Here is an 18,787-nt window from a genome sequence, read left to right on the forward strand (position 1 = left end):
TGATCCCGCACGCGCCGCCCACCGACCGGCACGACGGGAGGCTCCCATGGGGCTCAGCAGACGTACCTTCAGCGCTCTCGCCGGAACCACCGCACTGGGCCTGGCCCTGGGCGGCAGCGGCGCGGCGAACTGCGCCTACGCCGCCCCTACGGCACCGACCGGACCGGCGCCCGCGCCGCCGCGCGCGGACGGCCGCCGGCACGCCATCGGATTCGACCGCCACTCGCTCGTCGTCGACGACCGCCGGCTGGTGGTCTGGTCGGGCGAGATGCACCCCTTCCGGCTGCCGAGCCCCTCCCTGTGGCGGGACGTCCTGCAGAAGATGCGGGCCCACGGCTACAACGCGGTCAGCGTCTACGTGTCGTGGAACTACCACTCCCCCGCGCCGGGCAGCTACGACTTCACCGGCATCCGCGACCTGGACCTGTTCCTGCGCACGGCCGCCGAGAGCGGCCTCTACGTGATCCTGCGCCCCGGCCCGTACATCAACGCCGAGATCGACGGCGGCGGCTTCCCCGGCTGGCTGACCGCCGCCGAGGGCTCGGCACGCACCGCCGACCCGGCGTACCTCGCGCACGTCGACGAGTGGCTCACCCACGTGAACGCCATCGCGGCCCGCCACCTGTACACCGACGGCGGCGGCACCGTCCTGCTCTACCAGATCGAGAACGAGTACGACGCCCACGTCACCGAGGCGACGGGCCGCGACTACATGGCCCACCTGTACGACAAGGTGCGCGCCGACGGCATCGACGTACCCCTCTTCCACAACGACAAGGGCAGGAACGGCTACTGGATCCCGGGCTCCTTCGACACCCGTGGCGAGGACGGGGGTTGGCTCTACGGATTCGACGGTTATCCGTCGCCCACCCAGACGCCGCCCGACTGGGGGCACTTCGGGATCGGCGGGACGAAGGGCGGGGCCACGGCGAGCCCGCGGACGCCCGGGTTCATGCCCGAGTTCGGAGGCGGGTGGTTCGACCCGTGGGGCGGGGTCTGGTTCGACCGGAAGGGGTACGCGGAGTCGCGGCGGCAGCGGGACGCCGCGTACGAACGGCGCTTCTACCTCACCAACCTCGCCAACGGCATCACCCTGCACAACGTCTACATGACCTACGGCGGCACCTCGTGGGGCTGGCTGCCGGCGCCGGTCGTCTACACCTCCTACGACTACGGCGCCGCCTTCGACGAGGGACGGCAGCCCACCGCCAAGCTCGTGCCGATGCACCAGCTCGGTCATCTGCTGCACCACGTGCCGGACCTCGCCAAGCTGGACCGGGCGGCCGACGTCGAGGCGGCCGGTTTGAGGGTGTACCACCTGACCAACCCGGACACCGGGGCCCACGTGTACGTGGTGCGCAACGACGGTGCCAAGGAGGTGACTTCGGCCGTGCCGGGTCTCGACGGGCTGTCGGTCACCGTCCCGGCGAAGGACGCGCGCCTCCTCGTCGCCAAAATGGTCCTGGGCAGACGCAAGGTGCGCTGCTCCAACGCCCAGCCGATGCTGTCCCTCGCCGCGGGACGCCAGGAGATCGCCGTGTTCACCGGGCGCCCGGGCGAGGCGACGGTGACCGTGCTGGAGTGCGCGGAGCGGCCGGCGGTGAAGGTGCTGGAGGGCGGCGCGGCCCACACCTACGAGGACGGACTACTGCGCGTCGAGGCCCGACTCGACGGACTGACCCGGGTGCTGGTCTCCGGGGACGGGACCGGCGCCCCACTGCTGCTGCTCCTGGCCGACGACGAGACCTCGCTGCGGCTGTTCCCTCACGACACCCCGTCCGGACCGGTGCTGGTGCGCGGTCCCGCCCTGGTGCGGACGGCGGCCGTGAAGGGGAAGGCGCTGCGGCTGACCGGGGACACCGTGGCGGCCGCCGCACTGGAGGTGTGGGGACCGCGCGGCATCACCGAACTCACCTGGAACGGACGGCACTTGGCGGTCGAGGCCACACCGTCCGGGAGTCTGCGGTCCGTACGGCCGCTGCCCGGCGTCGGGAAGGTCTCCCTGCCCGCGCTGCGCGCCGGCTGGCGGCGCAGGACCGAGAACCCGGAGTCCGCCCCCGGCTACGACGACTCGGCCTGGAAGCGCGCCGACCGCACGACGTCGTACAGCACCACGCCCGTCCCCGGCGGGCAGCCCGTCCTCTTCGCCGACGACTACGGCTTCCACTACGGCGACGTCTGGTACCGCGGACACCTCACCGACGCGGTGGGCGCGCGGTCGGTGTCCCTGGCTTACAGCACGGGCACGCAGGGTCTGCTGATGGCCTGGCTGGACGGGCGGCCACTGGGCACCCACCGCATGCCCGTGCCGGACAACAGCACGGTCCGCAAGGGGAGTTGGACGGACACGGCGGTGTTCCCCGTACCCAAGGAGGCGCGCACGGCCGGCCCGCACGTGCTGTCGGTCCTGGTCCGCCGGATGCAGCACGACCAGGACGGCAAGGCGCAGGACACCCACAAGGTGGCGCGCGGGCTGACCGCCGTCACCTTCGACGGGGCAGCCCCGCGGGTGAGTTGGCGGATCCAGGGCGAGAAGACGCCGGACGCGAGGCGCGGGCCGCAGAACACCGGCGGGCTGTACGGGGAGCGGCACGGCTGGCACCTGCCGGAGTACGCCGACGGGAGCTGGCCGGCCGGCTCGCTGCCGCGCGCCGACCGGCGGCAGGGCGTGACCTGGTACCGGACGACGTTCCGGCTGGCGGTCGACCCCGGCATCGACGCGTCGGTCGGGCTCGTCCTGGACGACGACCCGGCCCGCGCCTACCGCGTCCAGATCTTTCTCAACGGCTGGAACATGGGCCAGTACATCAACGACGTGGGCCCGCAGCACACCTTCGTCCTGCCGAACGGGATTCTGCGCACACGTGGTTCCAACACACTCGCTCTCGCCGTACTGTCCGACGGAACCACACCGTCGGGGCCGTCGGACGTACGGCTGACTCTGCTGGGGGCGGCGGCGGGCGGGGTGCCGGTGGTGTCGGTCTGACCGTGTGCGTCACACAGGCATGACCCGAGAAGGGGGACCATCGTGCGAAGAAGGCGTTTCATCACCGGATTAGCGGGGGCCGGGGCCGGACTGGGGCTGACCTCGGCGAGCGCGCGGGCGGCGGCGGGCGGCGACCGCTCGACCGGCGCGGGGACGAACAGCGGTGTCCGGTCGGCCACCGCCGGGGAACCCCACACCTGGCAGACCGTGCCCGCCCCGCAGGGCACACCCGCCGCCCAGCTCATCGGCGTGGCGGCGGCCGGTCCCGACCTCGCCTGGGCCGTCGGCGAGGAGGGCCGCAACGGCGGGACCGCCGGGACACCCCTCGCCCTCGTCTGGGACGGAACCGCCTGGACCAGGGTCGGCCTCGCGCATCTCCGTCTGACCGGCGGCCTGCGCTCCGTCGCCGCCGACTCCACCGGCCGGGCGTGGGCCGTGGGCTCCGACGCACACCTGCTGAGCTGGGACGGATCCACCTGGCAGGAGGTCGACTTCCCCGGCCGCGGGACCTCCGGCACCACCCTCACCGGTGTCGCGACCGACGCCGACGGCGGCGTGTGGGTCTGCGGCCGCACCGGTGACGGCTCGGTGCTGCTGCACGGCGCGGACGGCGAGTGGTCCTGGATCGCACCGCCCCCGAGCGGGACCACCGCCACCCCGTCCGGCGTCCGCGTCACCGTGTGCGGTGACGTCTGGGTCTACGACAGCGCCCTCGTCGCCCGCTGGGACGGCTCGGCGTGGACCGGGCTGACCGCGCCCGGCGGCCTCCGCCCCGCCGTCACCGGCCTCCTCCCGGTCGCCGCCGACGACATCTGGCTCACCGGCTACGACTACGGCGTCGGCGGTCCGCCCGGCAAGCCGCCGGGCGTCACCCTCAAACACTGGGACGGCACCGCCTGGAACACCGTCACCGCGCCCTTCACCGTCGGCATGCTGACGGCGATCGTCGACGACGGACGGGGCGGCCCGGACCGGATCGCCGGCTGGGACTTCTGGGACCAGGCCCGGGCGCACTACCTGCGCTGGCAGCACGGGAGCTGGGTGAGCGAGCGCGGCGCGACCGCCACGACGTCCGTCCTGCCCGAGGACCTCACACCCGTGCCCGGCACGGGCGGCTACTGGTCCGTCGGCACGACGTCGTTCTCCCCGTACCCGCCCGCGCAGGTGTACATCGAGCGCTAGGGCCGGTCGTGACCGTCAGGCCAGGCGGATCATGTTCCAGGACAGCGGCTCCAGTACGGCGCTGAGGGTGCCGTCCCGGACCTCGGTGCCCTCGACGGCGTGCGGGGCGACCCGCTCGGGCTCGGCGAGGGTGTTGCGGGCGTCCGGGTCGGCGTCGGCGAGGGCGCTGTGCTCGACCACGGAGCTCAGATCGAGCCCGTTGAGGGCCACTTCGAGGGGCAGCGCCTCCGTCCGGGAACGGTTGACGGCGAAGACGGTGACGGTGCCGTCCTCTGCGCGGACCGCGGTGGCGTGCAGCAGGTCGGCCTCGCCGTACTTCCTCGTCTCGTACGTCGGTGACTGCACGCGTACGTCGAGGACCTCGCCGCGGCCGTGCCGCGCGGCCTGGGCGAAGGGGAAGAACGTCGTCTGCCGCCAGGCCGGGCCGCCGGGCTCGGTCATGATCGGGGCGATGACGTTGACGAGCTGGGCGAGGCAGGCGACGGTGACGCGGTCGGCGTGCCGCAGCAGGGCGATGAGGAGCGAGCCGAAGACGACCGCGTCCAGGACGCTGTAGTTGTCCTCCAGCAGACGGGGGGCCTCGGCCCAGTCCCGCGCGGCGGAGTTCTCGATCTCGTGCCACCTCGAGGTGTACCAGACGTTCCACTCGTCGAAGGAGAGGTTGATCTTCTTCCGGGACTTCAGCCTGGCGCCCACGTGGTCACAGGTGGCGACCACGTTCTCGATGAAGGACTCCATGTCGACGGCGGAGGCCAGGAAGGAGTCGAGATCGCCGTCCTGGGGCTCGTAGTAGGCGTGCAGGGAGATGTGGTCGACCAGGTCGTACGTCTCCTGGAGGACCGTCGCCTCCCACTCGGCGAAGGTCGGCATGGACTGACTGGAGGAACCGCAGGCGACCAGTTCCACGGACGGGTCCATCTGGCGCATGGCACGGGCCGTCTCGGCGGCGAGGCGGCCGTATTCCCGGGCGGTCTTGTGTCCGGTCTGCCAGGGGCCGTCCATCTCGTTGCCCAGGCACCAGATCCTGATGCCATAGGGGTCCTTGTCGCCATGGGCGGCGCGGAGGTCCGACAGGGCGGTGCCGGAGGGGTGGTTGGCGTACTCCTGGAGTTCCAGGGCCTCCGCAACGCCCCGCGTGCCGAGGTTGATCGCCATCATGGGCTCGGCCTGCGGGCCGACCTTCTTCAGGAAGGCGATGTACTCGGCGAGTCCGAAGCGGTTGGTCTCCGTCGACCGCCAGGCGAGGTCGAGGCGGCGGGGGCGGTCCTCGGCGGGGCCGACGGAGTCCTCCCACTTGTAGCCGGAGACGAAGTTGCCGCCGGGGTAGCGGACGGCGGTGACGCCGAGTTCGCGGACGAGGTCGAGGACGTCCTGGCGGAGGCCCTCGGCGTCGGCCGTGGGGTGGGTCGGCTCGAAGATGCCGGTGTAGACGCAGCGGCCCAGGTGCTCGACGAAGGAGCCGAACAGGCGGGGGTTGACTTCGCCGACGGTGAAGGCGGGGTCGAGAGTGAAGCGGGCGGTGTGCATGTTCGCCTTTCGGGGTGGGTGGTGCGTGTCTCGTTGGCGGCTGCGGGTGCTCGGGGGCTTGTCGCGCCCGCGCGGCGGAGCCGCGGATTGGTACGAGCCCCGCGCCCCTACAGGGCGTTGGGCCGCCCGTCTTTTCCGTGTGTTCTCACTGTCCGGCCAGTCCTGTGTGGGCGACGCCCGCCACGATCTGGCGCTGGAAGAAGACGAAGACGACGATCAGCGGCAGGCCCGCCATGAGGCCCCCGGCCATGAGCTGGGCCCACTGGATGCCGTAGGAGTTCATGACGGTCGCGATGCCGTTCGGCATGGTCATCAGGTCGGGGTTGCTGGTCACCATGTACGGCCACAGGAAGTTGTTCCACGAGGCGATGAACGTGAAGATGCCGACCGCGGCGAGGGACGGGCGGGACAGCGGCAGGACGATCGTGAAGAAGACCCGCCAGCGGCCCGCGCCGTCGATGAAGGCGGCCTCCTCCAGTTCGTGCGGGATGCCCTGGAAGAACTTGTAGAGGATGTAGACCATCGCGGCGGGCGCGCACTGCGGCAGGATCATGCCCCAGTAGGTGTCGACCATGCCCATCTGCTGGACGGTGGTGAACAGCGGGACGCCGAGGACGGCCGGGGAGACCATCAGCCCGGACATCACCACGCCCATCAGCAGGCCCTTGCCGCGGAACTCCGTACGGGCGAAGCCGTATCCGGCGAGCGCGCTCACCAGCACCACGACCGAGGTGACGCACACGGAGACGACGAGGGAGTTCACGAACCAGTCGGTGATGTTGCCGGTGTCGAACAGCGCCTTCCACGCCTGGCCCGTCCAGTGCTTGGGCAGCCAGTGCGGCGGCACCTCGACGGCCTCGGTCTCCGACTTCAGCGACGTGAACAGGCCCCACGCGAACGGCGCGAGGAAGACGACGGAGACGGCCGCGCCGAGGAGGGTGAGGACGATCTGGCTGGGCGTCCAGGACGACTTCCTGCGGGGCCGCACGGCTGTGCTCATCGGGCCGCCTCCTCACGGTTGCGCAGCAGCCACATACGGGCGAGGGCGACGGCCGCGATGATGACGAAGAAGATGATGGAGATCGCGGAGGCGTAGCCCACGCGGTAGCTGGTGAAGCCCTCTTCGAGGGTGTACTGGACGAAGGTGCGGGTGGCGTTCTCCGGTCCGGGGCCGAAGTCCATCATCACCACCGCCTGATCGAAGACCTGGAGCGAGGCGAGGATCTGCAGGGCGACGACCAGCCCGGTGATGTTGCGCAGCATCGGCAGGGTGATGTGGACCATGCGGTGCCAGGCGTTCGCGCCGTCCAGCTTGGCGGCCTCGTAGAGGTGGCCGGGGATGGACTGGAGGGCGGCGAGATAGAGCAGGAAGCTGAATCCGACGGTCCACCACAGGGTCTCGACGACGATGGCGAGCATGGCGTACGACGTGTCGGTCAGCCAGGGCGTGTCACCGCCGAAGACATGGTTGATCATGCCCGTGCCGGGGTTGAACAGCCACTGCCACAGGTTGCCGGCGACGGTGGAGGGCAGCAGGAAGGGCGCGAAGAAGCACAGGCGCCACAGCCATTTGCCGCGCTCGATGTGGTGGGCCAGCATCGCGAGGAGGAGGGCGAGGACCGTGATGCAGGGCACGACCAGGAGCGTGAAGTACGCGCTGTGCCCGAGCGCGTCCCACATCAGGGGGTCCTTCAGGGCCTCGCGGTAGTTGTCGAGGCCGATGAAGCTCTCCCCGGCGCCGGTGATGTTGGCGTCGGTGAGGCTGAGGTAGACACCGCGCAGCAGCGGCCAGATCACGAAGAGCGTGAACAGGGCGAGGAACGGCGCGACGAACCAACCACCGTGCTGGAAGCCCTGCTTGTGGCGGACGGGGGCGCTGACGGCGGCGGTCTTCGTGCGCGCCGGTACGACGACGGTCTCTGCGCTGGTCGTCATGCGACCGCACCTCCCTGCGCGGCGGTCCGGCCGTCCATGGGGTTCTTCATCGCGAGCAGCGTGGTGAGTTCGCTCTTCATCCGGCGGGCGGCCGCGTCGGGCTTGGCGGAGCCCATCGTGGCGGAGACGACGACGGGGCCGACGCGCTGGGCGAGGATGCCGGTGGAGCCGGCGAACCACACCTTGGGCTCGGTGGCCTGGTGGTTCATCGCGGAGACGTACTCGTTCTGCGGGTAGAGCTTCTTGTACGCCGGCGTGGACAGGGTCGGTGTGTGCGCGGGGATGTGGCCGCCGGCCGCCCACTGCCGGGCGTGGGTGACCACGTGGGCGGCGAGCCGGTGGGCGGCCTCGTTCGTGGCGCCGCCGCGGTCGGGCTGGTGCGGCAGGACGAAGGTGTGCGACTCGGCGTGGGTGGCCTCCCGCCCGAAGACGGGCGGCAGCGGTACGGCGCCGTAGTCGAGCTTCGCGCCGGAGAAGACGGGCACCGACCAGTTGCCCTCCCAGGTGAACGGCGCGCCGTTGATGAACTGTTCGGCGTCGGCGGCGCCCGCGACGGCGTATCCGTGGGTGACGTGTCTGCGCAGGAACTCCAGCACCCGGGTCGCCTTGTCGGTGTCGAAGGTGACCTCGGTCCTGGCGTCGTCGAACCAGGTGCCGCCGAGCTGGGTGTAGAAGGCGACGAAGAACCACCACTGGAAGTTCTGGTCGTTGGCGTGCAGGCCGAGCGTCTGCAGGCCCTTCCTGGTGGCCTTCCTGGCCTCCTTGAGCACGTCGAACCACTCGTCGGTCGACGTCACGGTGACCATCCGGGCATCGTCGCCGAGCAGGCCCGCCTTCTTCAGCACGTCCTTGCGGTAGAAGCAGAGCTGGACGTGGATGTCGAGCGGGAGGGCGTAGAGCCTGCCGTCGATGACGCCGCGCTGCCAGAGCACAGGGTTGAAGTCCTCCCGCCGTACGCCGTACTTGGCGAGCAGGCCGACGTCCCACGCGTCCAGGAGGCGGCCGGGCGCGAAGCCGGTGACCCGGCCCATGTGCATGACGCCGAGGTCGGGCGCGCGGTCGCCCGCGGCCGCCATGGCGAGCTTGGTGTAGAAGGGGTTGCCCCACTGGAGGGTGGAGTCCTTCACGGCGATGTCCGGGTGGGCCGCACGGAAGGCGTCCAGCATCGCGATCATGTTGTAGCCGTCGCCGCCGCTGAAGAGGTTCCAGTAGCGCACCCGGGTGTCGGCGGTGGAGGCGAGTGCGTCGGCGCCGGTGCCCAGTGCGGCGAAGCCGAAGCTTCCGGCGACGAACAGTCCTCCGAGCCCGCCCAGAAGCTGCCTGCGACTCAGGTCAGGTCGTCCCATGCCCTGCCCCATCTGATCGACTGTTCCCGATCGATCGTGTTCGACATGTCGAATTGCGCTCGTAACTTCGAACGGGACCGTAAATAGGAAGCGCTTGCCAGTCAATGGTTCGGGCAGGACTTTCCGGCCAGCGGGACCGTTCGCGGTTGAACGACCGGCGTAGTCTCGAACGGCCTGCTGTGCGGCGGCGAGAGGGGAAGCGATGGACATCGCGGGCGTGCGGAGGACGGCTGCCCGGATCGCCGCGGGGCTGCGCCGCTCGCCGAGAGCCTGCGGCATGCGCGAGCTCGCTCACCACCTCCACGCCGCCGTGCGGGTCAGGCCACGCCCGCCGGCCGACGCGCGCGAACTGTGCCGGGCACTGTGCGAGGAGATGAGCGCGCGGCGCGGCGGACGGCCCGTAGAGCTGCGGTTCGAACGGTTTCCGGACGAGATCGAGGTGACGGGGCTGTGGGTGGGCTTCAGGGACTTCGACCTCGTCATCGTCGAGGAGCGGGCCGAGGCCGCCCAGCAACTGGTCATTCTCGGCCACGAGTTGTGGCATCTGCACGTCGGGCACAGCCATCACCACACGGCCGGGACCGCGCTGGCCGAGGAGCGCGAGTGGACCGGCACGGCGCTGTCCGTGGCGGCCCGTGACGGCTCGCGCGCGGCCGACGAGGCGGAGGCCGACGACTTCGGACACCGGCTCGCCGCCACGCTGCGGCCTTTCCTGCCGGGGGCGGCCGGCCGGCCGCCCCTTTGGAGGTTCAGCCCGCGAACGCCGGCTGGGGCAGGCCCTTCCCCGCGCCGGGGACGACGAGCAGCGAGCCGGCCACCGGGTGGGGTGAGGTGAGACCGACCCGGGCGGTCGTGATGTACAGGTCCGTCAGGTCCGGGCCGCCGAAGGCGCACGCGGTCACGCGGGGCGTGGGCAGTTCGACCACGCGGTCCAGCTCGCCGTCGGGTGTGTAGCGGCGTACCGCGGCGCCGTCCCACAGGGCCACCCACACACAGCCGTCGGCGTCCACGGTCAGCCCGTCGGGGAAGCCGGCGCCGTCCTCGATCTGCGCGAAGCGGCGCCGGTCGGTGATCCGGCCGCCCTCGTGGTGGAAGACGTCGACCTGCCGGGTCGGCGAGTCGATGTAGTACATCAGGCGCCCGTCGGGGCTCCAGCCGGTGCCGTTGCTCACGGCCACGTCGTCGAGGACGACCTCGCCCGAGCCGTCCCCGGTGATCCGGGAGAGCGTGCCGCCGCCGGGGGCCTCGTCGTAGCGCATGGTGCCGGCCCAGAGGGAGCCGTCGGGGGCCACGGCGGCGTCGTTGCCGCGGCGGCCGGGGACCGGCTCGCGATGCAGCCAGCGGAAGGCGCCGTCCGGGTCGAGGAGCCCGACGCCGTCCCGGAGGTTGAGCACCAGGCCGCCGCCGGCCCGCGGCTTGGCCGCGCCGACGTGCTGGTCGGTGACGCGGACCGTGCGCCGGCCGGTGCCGGGGTCGTACGTGTGCACGCGTGCGCCCAGGATGTCGATCCAGATCAGCCGCCCGGCGGCGGCGTCCCAGGTCGGACCCTCCCCCAGGGTCGCCTCGGCGCGCACCGCCACCTCGTAGGCCGTCATGCGACGGTCCGGTGGCCGAGGCGCTCCGACAGCTCGGCGGCGCCCTTGGCGGCGAGCTGCTCCAGCTCGGCCCGGCGCTCGTCGCTCCAGCGGATCATCGGGACGGAGATGGACAGGGCGGCGACGACCTGGCCGGTGCGGTCGCGGACGGGCGCGGCGACGCAGCTGACGTCCGGGTTGGACTCCCGGCTCTCCACCGCGATCCCCCGCTCACGGATCTCCGCGAGGGCCTCACGCAGAGCGGCGGGCTCGGTGATGCTGTTGGGTGTCATCCGCACGAGTTCGGCGTCGTCCGGGACGCGCGCGGCGAGCTCCGGCTCCGGGAGGGAGGCCAGCAGCATCTTCCCGACGGACGTGCAGTGGGCGGGCAGCCGGCGCCCGGCGGCGGACACCATCCGCACCGCGTGCGTGGAGTCCACCTTGGCGATGTAGATGACATCGGTGCCCTCGAGGATCGCCACGTGCACGGTCTCGTCGCAGGTCTCGGCGACGGACCGGGCGACCTGCTGCCCCTCGGCCGCGAGGTCGAGCTGCTCGGCGTAGCGGCTGCCGAGCTGGTACGGCCGTACGCCGAGCCGGTAGCGTCCGGGCTGCCCCGGCACCTGGACGATGTACGAACGGGCGGCGAGAGTGGTCACCAACTCGTGCACGGTGGTGCGCGGCAGCTGCAGCCTGCGCACTATGTCGGGGGCGGAAAGAGTCCCGTCCCCGTCGAGGAAGAGCTCAAGAATGTCGAGAGCCCGAGTCACCGCAGGTACGAGGCGTCCCACGACCGGCCCCCTCCCTTGTTTTCCTAGGCGCCTGTGTTCGAAATTTCAACAGACGATCGGCATGACGAACACAGGGTAGACATAGCGCGTTTGCCCGGGCAATGGTTCTGCCGGAACGCCTCGCTCGGCTGTGGTACTACTGTCCCCCATGTGCGGCACGTCACATCATGTCGCACACGGGGTGTCCGGGACGGGAGGGGTCCGCGGCATCCCCGCAGTGCGAAGTGGGGGGATTCCATGCACGAGATGGTCAAGGGCTCGAACGTCTCTCTGTCGGCCCTGAGCGACAACGTCGGTTCCGTGGTCGTCGGACTGGGCTGGGCCAGCCCGAGCGGAGAGGGCGACGCGGACGTGTCCGTGCTTCTGCTCGACGCCGACGGCAAGGTGCGCAACGACACCGACTTCTACTTCTACAACAACCCGGTGGCCGCCGACGGAAGCGTGCAACTCCTGGGCAAGACGCCCACGGAGAACGGCAACGTCGACCGGATCGGCTTCGACCTGACCGCGGTCCCGGTGGAGGTGGACCGGATCGTGGTCGCCGCGAGCCGGTACGAGAGCGCTCGCTTCGGCGAGTTGGAGGACCTGCGCGTGACCCTCGCCGACGCTGCGGGCGAGCAGCTCCTGCAATTCGCCGTCGACGACGCCGACTCGGTCGGCGCGGTCATCTTCGGCGAGTTGTACCGCCGCGCTCAGGAGTGGAAGTTCCGTGCCGTGGGGCAGGGGTACGCGGCAGGACTGGCGGGCCTGGCCACGGACTTCGGAGTGAACATCGACGACGACGCCGGGACGGTCGAAGTGACGGCCCTGGACGGCGGTGACGGTGCCGACGGCGGTGACGCGGCGGATACGGCCACGACGGCCGCGTCCGCACCCGCCGAGCCCGATTCCGGAACGCCCCTCGAGGCGATCCCGGCTCCCCGGCGTTCCGACGACGAGATCGCAGCCGAGCCCGGAAAGCCGTCCGTGGGCCGGCCCCGTACGGCGAAGAAGAAGGTCACCCTGCCGAAGACGGCCAGGAAGTCCCTGGCGGAGAACGAGTCGTGGTCGCCGTCCCGGCTGTTCCCGGTCTCGGCGCTCAAGAGCGACCGCGACCGCGAGATGCGGGCCACGTCGGTGCTGCTGTCGGTGATGGCGCAGGTGCCGGAGTTCGGCCGGCGCCTCACCGCCGGGTTCGGCGCGCCCGCGGGCCGCATGGAGACGTTCACCGAGGTCACCCTGCCGCACGGTGACACACCTCGCCGTCCCGACGGGGTCATCCGCGTCGAGCGCGCCGGAAAGCTGTGGACGGCGCTGGTCGAGACGAAGACCAACGGCAACGCGCTCAAGCCCGAGCAGGTGCAGGCGTACATGGACATCGCCGCCCGCCGCGGCTACGAAGCGGTCATCACCGTGTCGAACGACGTCGCCCTGGAGGGCAGCCCGCTCGTCGACGTCAAGATCGACGGCCGGCGCAAGCACAAGGTGGCCCTGCGTCATCTGTCCTGGGCGGAAGTCGCCTACCAGGCACAGATGTTGATCCGCCACGAAGGCGTCGGCAACGCGGCGCATGCCTGGCTGCTACACGAACTGCTGCACTATCTGCAGCACGAGAACTCCGGCTGCCACGGCTTCCAGAACATGGGGGCGGCCTGGGTGCCCGTCCGCAACGGTATCGACGACGAGACCCTGTGCCAGGGCGACCCGCGCGCGCTGGAAGTCGTCGAGAGCTGGGAGCGCCTCGTCCGCCAGGTGTGCCTCAGGCTCGGCGGAGAACTCGGGCAGAAGGTACTGCCGGTCCAACGGGCCAAGCGGGGAGCGGATCCGGAGGCCCGGCGGTCCTCGCTGGCCGACCGGCTCTGCGCGGAGGGCAGGCTCCAGGCGGAACTCCGTATCGAGGGAACGCCGGGACTGCTCGCCGTGACCGCGGACCTACGGACCGGAAGACTGCGTACCTCGTTCGAGATTCCGGCACCGGAACAGGGCTATCCGCTGTCCTGGGCCAAGCGGCTCGTCCGCCGGCTCGAGGAGGCGCCCGCAGACCTGCACGTGGAGACACTCGTCGACGGCGAAACGGGAGGGCCGCGCGGCACCCTCGAAAAACTCCGCCCGGAACCGGCCGACATGCTCCCGAAGAACTCCGCGACCAGGATCACCGGGTTCCGCCTGTCCCTCTTCAAGAGCGTGGGCAGCGGCCGCGGCAACGCCGAGTCGGGCTTCATCCGCAGCGTGGACGACGCGGTGCACCGCTTCTACACGTCGGTGGTGATCCACTTGGACGGTCCGGTACGGCGGGGGTCCACCAAGGAGCGGGTCGGGGCGGGGTGAAGACGGCCCCTGCGAGCACCGCGACGTCCCCCATATGACGGGCGCGCACGAGGCGCATCGGAGCACAGGCCGACGCATTCCATGCATCGGCCACCTCTGTGGTGGGGTTTGAAAGGAGCCGCTGCCGCCGCCGACGGGACACGATATTCACCGAAGTCGCCGGTCGCCCATTCGTGGCTCTGCCGTCACACGTACCGAGTATCCATGACCCGAAATTCGTCGTTTCTCCCGGCGGCCCCGCGGGCATTCACCGGTCAGCCTCGAGCGGGGCACAAAGGGGGGAGCTGCCGTAATGATCGAACGAATAAGGCAGTTCATGGCGACGACAGGTGCGATCCTGGCGGCCTGTTTGGGATGCGCGTTCGTGAGCGTGTTACTGGTGCAGATACCTCTCCTGCAGAGCAACAGTAGCAGCAACGCCGGTCAGGCATTCGGAGCGGCATCCGCGGCCAGCACAACGGCAGCACTCTTCTACATGGCACGCACCATGCGTATGCAGAAGAAGGAGTCAGAACTACAGCGCTTGGCACTGCAATACCAGTTGGAGGCACTGGAGGCACAATGCGATGTCGCGGGACTTTCCCGAGGTGAACTACATCGCACCTCGGAAGCGCTGATCCGCGGACTTCACATGTCCATCCTGAAGATGGCCATGGACGACCCGGAACTGGCCGCCACATGGCCGCTTTCGACCAGGACGAGTCGACAGCGAGCAATCGCCAGCGCCTGTACATGAAGGCTTCTATGAAGCATCTCTTCAGCAATCCACTGTGGTGCGAGTTCTGGGAGAAACGGCGACTCGACCGTGCACCGAATGTTCCGCCGGACACCGCAGAAGGGGATTTCTCCCGCATCGCCGAAAGGGCCTACGAGGCGGCGATCAGCACCATACCGCTCCGCAGGAACGGGTAGTCACAAGTGGGGAATGTCCTGCCGGGCTTCGATGAGTACCTCTCGGGGCAGAACGACCACTCGCTCGTCAGGCCCGACTCCCGCGTCGCTCGGCAACAGGCCGCGGAGCTCCTCCGTCATCTCCAGGCCGATGACCGCGAAACGCCCGTCACTCAGTTCGAATACGTCGGGGCAGTTCGAGTCAGTGAGACACCCACGCGCTTGGGGGGCCTTGCCGAGGCGGCGATTTACCTTCAATTCGGGCACTCCGGTGGATTTTAGGGAGGTGAGGCGGAGTGAGAGTAGCGTATCCAGGGGGACTGGTTGTTCGTGAGCGACACAAAGAGTCCTATGTTGCGATCTACCGCTTCCTTTCCGGTCCGTGATGCTCGAATCTGTTCCCGTGGACGTCGTGAACGAGAGTTTGAGAGACACAGTCGTTCTGGTGACCGGCGGCAGTGGGTTCGTCGGTAGTCATCTGGTGGTACGGCTCCTGGAGCGCGGCCACCACGTGCGTGCCACCGTCCGCAACGTCGCCGACACCGCCAAGGTCGCCCCCTTGCGGGCCCTGCAGGACCGTCACCCCGGGCGGCTCGAGCTGTTCGAGGCAGATTTGCTGGTCGACGGGGACTTCGACGAGGCCATGAAGGGGTGTGAGGTGGTGTTTCATGTCGCCTCGCCCTTCCTGATGCCCGAGAAGATCAAGGACGGGCAGCGGGACATGGTCGAGCCCGCGCTCACGGGGACGCGGAACGTGATCGGGAGCGTCGAGCGGACGCCGTCCGTGCGGCGGCTCGTGCTCACCTCCACCGTGGGTGCCGTCTTCGGCGACTACGTCGACGTACTCGCCATGGACGGCCAGGTGCTGAGCGAGAAGTACTTCAACACCACCAGTACCGTGCACAACAATCCGTACCACTACGCCAAGACCGTCGCCGAACAGGCCGCCTGGGAGGCCGCGGAGGCGCAGGAGCGGTGGAGCATGGTCGCCGTGAATCCCGGGCTCGTGCTCGGGCCCTCGCTCACGCCCGCCTCCGAGTCCGGCAGCCTCTTCCTGCTGGAGGAGCTGTTCAAGGGGTACTTCTTCTACGGCGCCCCCGACTTCAGCTTCACCACGGTCGACGTGCGCGACCTGGCCGACGCGCACATCGCCGCGGCGGAGCGGCCGGAGGCCCACGGCAGGTACATCGTCGCCGCCGAGCGGATGACCTCGTTTCACGAGATGGCGCGAATCGTCCGCACGCGGTATCCGAGGGATCTGCGGCTGCCCCGAACCCGCCTGCCGCACTGGCCCGTTCGCGTCCTCGGGCCGGCCTTCGGGCTCACCCAGGACTACATCCGCAAGCACCTCGGCATACGGTTCGAGGTCGACAACCGCCGGAGCAGGCAGGAGTTGGGGATCGAGTACCGGTCCGTGGAGGAGACCCTGCTCGATCACTACGAGGCCTGGCGGCGGCAACGGCGGGCCCGGTGACATCGCGAGTCACGAACGCCCCGTCTCCCCCAGAACCCCCCTCAACCTCTGCGCCCGCAGCACCAGTTCCAGCTCGAATCTGCGGTCGGGGTCGTCGATCTCGTCGCCCCACAGTTCACGGATCTGGCGCAGGCGGTAGCGGACCGTCTGGGGGTGGACGCCGAGTCGTGCGGCCACCTCCGGCGCCCCACCGCGGGTCTCCAGCCACGCCAGCAGCGTCTCCGCCAGCCGGCGTCCGTGCGTCGGGCCGCAGTGGGCCAGCGGTGCCAGGCAGCGCAGGGCCAGGTCGTCGATCAGTTCCTCCGGCTGCAACAGCACCAGCGCCTCGGTGTGCTCGGTGCAGTACAGGACCTCCCCGGCGGGCAGCAGCCCCCGCTCCATGAGGTGTACGGCGGCCTCGGCCCAGCGCAGCGACTTCGCCGCGTCGGCCAGCGGTACGGGCGGCCCGATCGCGCCCGCCCACCCGGTCAGCGCCCGGTGCAGGAGTTCGGGGCGGCCGGCCGCGGCCGGTTCGGGGACGACCATACGGGGCTGCTCGTACTCCATGTCGAGCAGCACGCCCTCCCCGACGGCGGGCGCGACCGCCTCCCGGGCCGGGCGGAGCAGCACCCCGACGGCGACCCTGCGGGGCAGCGGCCAGCCGATCCGGGCGGCCCGTTCGGTGAGCGCGTCGGCCGGATCGCCCCGGTGCCGCTCGGCCAGCAGCAGTTCCATCAGGCGGCGCTGGAGGCGAAGGCGCTCCCCGGCCTGCCGCGCGGCCGCCTCGGCGTAACCTCGTACCGACTGGTCGACCAGGCCGTCCAGGTACTCGTAGCCCGCGTCGACGAGTTCGTACATCGCGGGCGGCGGGATCTCCACACGCTGCCCGATCTCGGCGAAACGGCGCCAGGCCAGGCGTACGCCCATGCGGTATATCGCCTGCAGGGAGTCGAGGGAGCGGCCGTGCAGGCCCTCGCCGCGGCCGAACTCCTGGAAGACGCCGGGCGGGACGGTGGGGCGACCCTCGGACTTCTCCAGGTGCTGGACGAAGACCTCGATGGCCCGGCGGATACCGACCAGTGCCATCGGCTCGCCCGACTCGTCGAGCACGACGGGAAGGTGGGGGTACTCGCGGCGGATCTCACGCAGGATCTCCTCGGCGAGTTCGGGCGCCTCCGCCATGGCGATGGCGGCGAAGCGGCGGACCTGGAGGCGGGGCACGTCGTGCCAGGCCGAGCGGGTGGTGACGGCCGGCGGGTGAGCGGGCGTCACGGGTCAACTCCCCTGGCCGGCTTGCTCGTACGTGATCAACGGCGTGTTCGGCTGGTCGGGGGTCGCGTCGAGCAGGGCGACGATACCGAGGGCGGCGCCCACGGCAAGGGCCGCGGCGGCCACGACGGTGAGCGCGGCGGCGAGCAGTCTGGACATCGCTGGGTCAGCCTCTCCGTACGGAAGGTCGTCCCCACCCCGGTGTCCCACCTCTGCCTGTCGGCCCAGTCTCGACAACCATTGACACCCCGTCAAGAGCAGCCTACGGTCTCCCGCTCATAGGCCCTGCCTTTCGGACCGGCTCGGCGTCGCGGGCCCTGGCACGCACTTCTGCGGCGTTGTCGTCGGTCGCCGACGCTCCGCGTCGACGCCCCCCTCCGCCTCGCAGCTGCACGCGCCAGACCCCGCTCGGCTCGGCCGACCAGCGCCGTCACTCACGCCCGACCCGGTCCGAAAGGCAGGGCCAGAGCGGCCCGAACTCCGTCGTCCCTTCCTCCTGGAGTGTCCGGATGCGCCGTACCGCCTCCCCCCTCTCGCTGATTCTGCTGGGACTCGGCACGTTTCTGCTGGTCCTGGCTCCGATGTTGGTCTGGTACGTCGAGCCGCGGGCCGCAGTGAACCCGATCGACATCGACACCACGGCCGTCTACCAGGGCACCGGAAGCTACTTCGACACCGACGAGATCAAGACGGTCCACGACCAGCGCATCACCGTCACCCAGCAGGTGCGCGGCAACGTCGCGGACAGTGAGAAGAGCGGGCGGGCGGTGTGGGACGTGACGACGGCGGTCGACACGGACAAGTCTCTGCCGGCCGCCGACCCGCACGACGCCCTGGAGTTCTTCCTGAACCGCTGGGTGACGGACCGCCGTACCAACCGACCGGTCCACTGCTGCAAGGAGAACCCCTACTTCGAGGGCGACGCGTATCTGAAGTTCCCCTTCGGCGTGCAGCGACGCTCCTACACGTGGTGGGACAACTCGCTCGGCGACACCGTGGTGCTGCATTACGCGGGTACGCGCAAGGTCCAGGGGTACAAGGGTTACCGGTTCACCGGCACCGTCCCGCCGACGAAGATCGGCACTCGGCTGGTGCCGGGCACGATCGTCGGCAAGAAGAACAAACCGCAGGTTCTGGCCGAGGAGTGGTACTCCAACCACGGCATCGAGCTGGTCGTGGACCAGCGCACCGGCCGGGTGCTGTACGCCCAGGTCGGCCCGCGGCGCACGCTGCGTGCCCCGGGTGCCGGGAAGGACGCGGTGGTGCTGCTGGACAGCGAGAAACTGGGGTTCACCACCGCGACGCAGAAGGCGCAGGTGAAACAGGCGAAGAAGGAGAGCGGCCAGCTGCGCATGGTGGGGCAGACGTTGCCGATCGCCTCCGCGGTGGCCGGATTCGTACTGGCGGCGGTGGGTGCCGTTTTGGTGGTACGAGGGCGTAAGCGCCCGGAGTTGACCGAAAGCTCCCGATCGCCCCAGCCTCAGCTCACGATGTGACATGACGTCAGTTCTAATAAAGCCGCAAAT

The 18,787-nt window shown here is 70.1% G+C and carries 15 protein-coding genes; 7 read left to right on the top strand and 8 right to left on the bottom strand.

The features are described from left to right. Nucleotides 1-46: 46 nt before the first annotated feature. Together FBY22_RS33650 and FBY22_RS33655 are read left to right on the top strand one after the other, a co-directional pair. A complete protein-coding gene (locus FBY22_RS33650; RefSeq protein ID WP_142151753.1) occupies nt 47-2,986 on the top strand; it encodes a beta-galactosidase in 2,940 nt (979 codons plus the stop codon). 42 nt (nt 2,987-3,028) lie between these two features. Continuing rightward, nucleotides 3,029-4,168 (top strand): hypothetical protein, encoded by a 1,140-nt coding sequence (locus FBY22_RS33655; RefSeq protein WP_142151754.1) that lies wholly within the window; start codon nt 3,029-3,031, stop codon nt 4,166-4,168. A gap of 15 nt (nt 4,169-4,183) precedes the next feature. On the opposite strand, the gene FBY22_RS33660 is transcribed toward FBY22_RS33655, so the two are convergent. The 4 genes from FBY22_RS33660 to FBY22_RS33675 all read right to left on the bottom strand — a co-directional run bounded on the left by FBY22_RS33660 (nt 4,184) and on the right by FBY22_RS33675 (nt 8,976). Beyond that, a complete protein-coding gene (locus tag FBY22_RS33660) occupies nt 4,184-5,695 on the bottom strand; it encodes an alpha-N-arabinofuranosidase (RefSeq protein WP_142151755.1) in 1,512 nt (503 codons plus the stop codon). 145 nt (nt 5,696-5,840) lie between these two features. Further along, nucleotides 5,841-6,695: a carbohydrate ABC transporter permease gene (locus tag FBY22_RS33665; protein WP_142151756.1), complete on the bottom strand. Its 855-nt coding sequence runs from the start codon at nt 6,693-6,695 to the stop codon at nt 5,841-5,843. After that, on the bottom strand, nt 6,692-7,630 hold the full coding sequence (locus tag FBY22_RS33670; RefSeq protein ID WP_142151757.1) for a carbohydrate ABC transporter permease: 939 nt from the start codon (nt 7,628-7,630) through the stop codon (nt 6,692-6,694). The genes FBY22_RS33665 and FBY22_RS33670 overlap by 4 nt, the downstream gene beginning before the upstream one ends. Next, nucleotides 7,627-8,976 (bottom strand): extracellular solute-binding protein, encoded by a 1,350-nt coding sequence (locus tag FBY22_RS33675; RefSeq protein ID WP_142151758.1) that lies wholly within the window; start codon nt 8,974-8,976, stop codon nt 7,627-7,629. Before FBY22_RS33675 ends, FBY22_RS33670 begins: the two co-directional genes overlap by 4 nt. 202 nt (nt 8,977-9,178) lie before the next feature. On the opposite strand from FBY22_RS33675, the gene FBY22_RS33680 reads away from it, so the two are divergent. Next, nucleotides 9,179-9,811: a toxin-antitoxin system, toxin component family protein gene (locus FBY22_RS33680; RefSeq protein WP_260845243.1), complete on the top strand. Its 633-nt coding sequence runs from the start codon at nt 9,179-9,181 to the stop codon at nt 9,809-9,811. Here FBY22_RS33680 and FBY22_RS33685 read toward each other — a convergent pair. Both FBY22_RS33685 and FBY22_RS33690 read right to left on the bottom strand, forming a co-directional pair. Further along, entirely contained in the window at nt 9,726-10,571 is an 846-nt protein-coding gene (locus FBY22_RS33685) for an SMP-30/gluconolactonase/LRE family protein (RefSeq protein ID WP_142151759.1), read from the bottom strand. The genes FBY22_RS33680 and FBY22_RS33685 overlap by 86 nt on opposite strands. Continuing rightward, nucleotides 10,568-11,341 (bottom strand): IclR family transcriptional regulator, encoded by a 774-nt coding sequence (locus tag FBY22_RS33690; RefSeq protein WP_142151760.1) that lies wholly within the window; start codon nt 11,339-11,341, stop codon nt 10,568-10,570. Before FBY22_RS33690 ends, FBY22_RS33685 begins: the two co-directional genes overlap by 4 nt. Nucleotides 11,342-11,578: 237 nt before the next feature. On the opposite strand from FBY22_RS33690, the gene FBY22_RS33695 reads away from it, so the two are divergent. The 3 genes from FBY22_RS33695 to FBY22_RS33710 all read left to right on the top strand — a co-directional run bounded on the left by FBY22_RS33695 (nt 11,579) and on the right by FBY22_RS33710 (nt 16,013). Next, a complete protein-coding gene (locus tag FBY22_RS33695; protein WP_142151761.1) occupies nt 11,579-13,648 on the top strand; it encodes a TerD family protein in 2,070 nt (689 codons plus the stop codon). A gap of 292 nt (nt 13,649-13,940) precedes the next feature. After that, nucleotides 13,941-14,384 carry a DUF6082 family protein gene (locus FBY22_RS33700; RefSeq protein ID WP_142151762.1) on the top strand — a complete coding sequence of 148 codons (444 nt, stop codon included), beginning with the start codon at nt 13,941-13,943 and terminating at the stop codon, nt 14,382-14,384. Nucleotides 14,385-14,924: 540 nt separating this feature from the next. Then, a complete protein-coding gene (locus FBY22_RS33710) occupies nt 14,925-16,013 on the top strand; it encodes an NAD-dependent epimerase/dehydratase family protein (RefSeq protein WP_142152604.1) in 1,089 nt (362 codons plus the stop codon). A gap of 9 nt (nt 16,014-16,022) precedes the next feature. On the opposite strand, the gene FBY22_RS33715 is transcribed toward FBY22_RS33710, so the two are convergent. Continuing rightward, the gene (locus FBY22_RS33715; RefSeq protein ID WP_142151763.1) at nt 16,023-17,264 is read right to left on the bottom strand and encodes a CdaR family transcriptional regulator; all 1,242 of its coding nucleotides are present in this window, start codon (nt 17,262-17,264) and stop codon (nt 16,023-16,025) included. A 3-nt stretch (nt 17,265-17,267) separates the two neighbouring features. Then, a complete protein-coding gene (locus tag FBY22_RS44320) occupies nt 17,268-17,420 on the bottom strand; it encodes a hypothetical protein (RefSeq protein WP_174267325.1) in 153 nt (50 codons plus the stop codon). Nucleotides 17,421-17,770: 350 nt separating this feature from the next. On the opposite strand from FBY22_RS44320, the gene FBY22_RS33725 reads away from it, so the two are divergent. Further along, the gene (locus tag FBY22_RS33725) at nt 17,771-18,757 is read left to right on the top strand and encodes a DUF3068 domain-containing protein (RefSeq protein ID WP_142151764.1); all 987 of its coding nucleotides are present in this window, start codon (nt 17,771-17,773) and stop codon (nt 18,755-18,757) included. Nucleotides 18,758-18,787: the final 30 nt, after the last annotated feature.

This window comes from Streptomyces sp. SLBN-31 (assembly GCF_006715395.1).
In the GTDB taxonomy this organism is placed as follows: Bacteria; Actinomycetota; Actinomycetes; order Streptomycetales; family Streptomycetaceae; genus Streptomyces.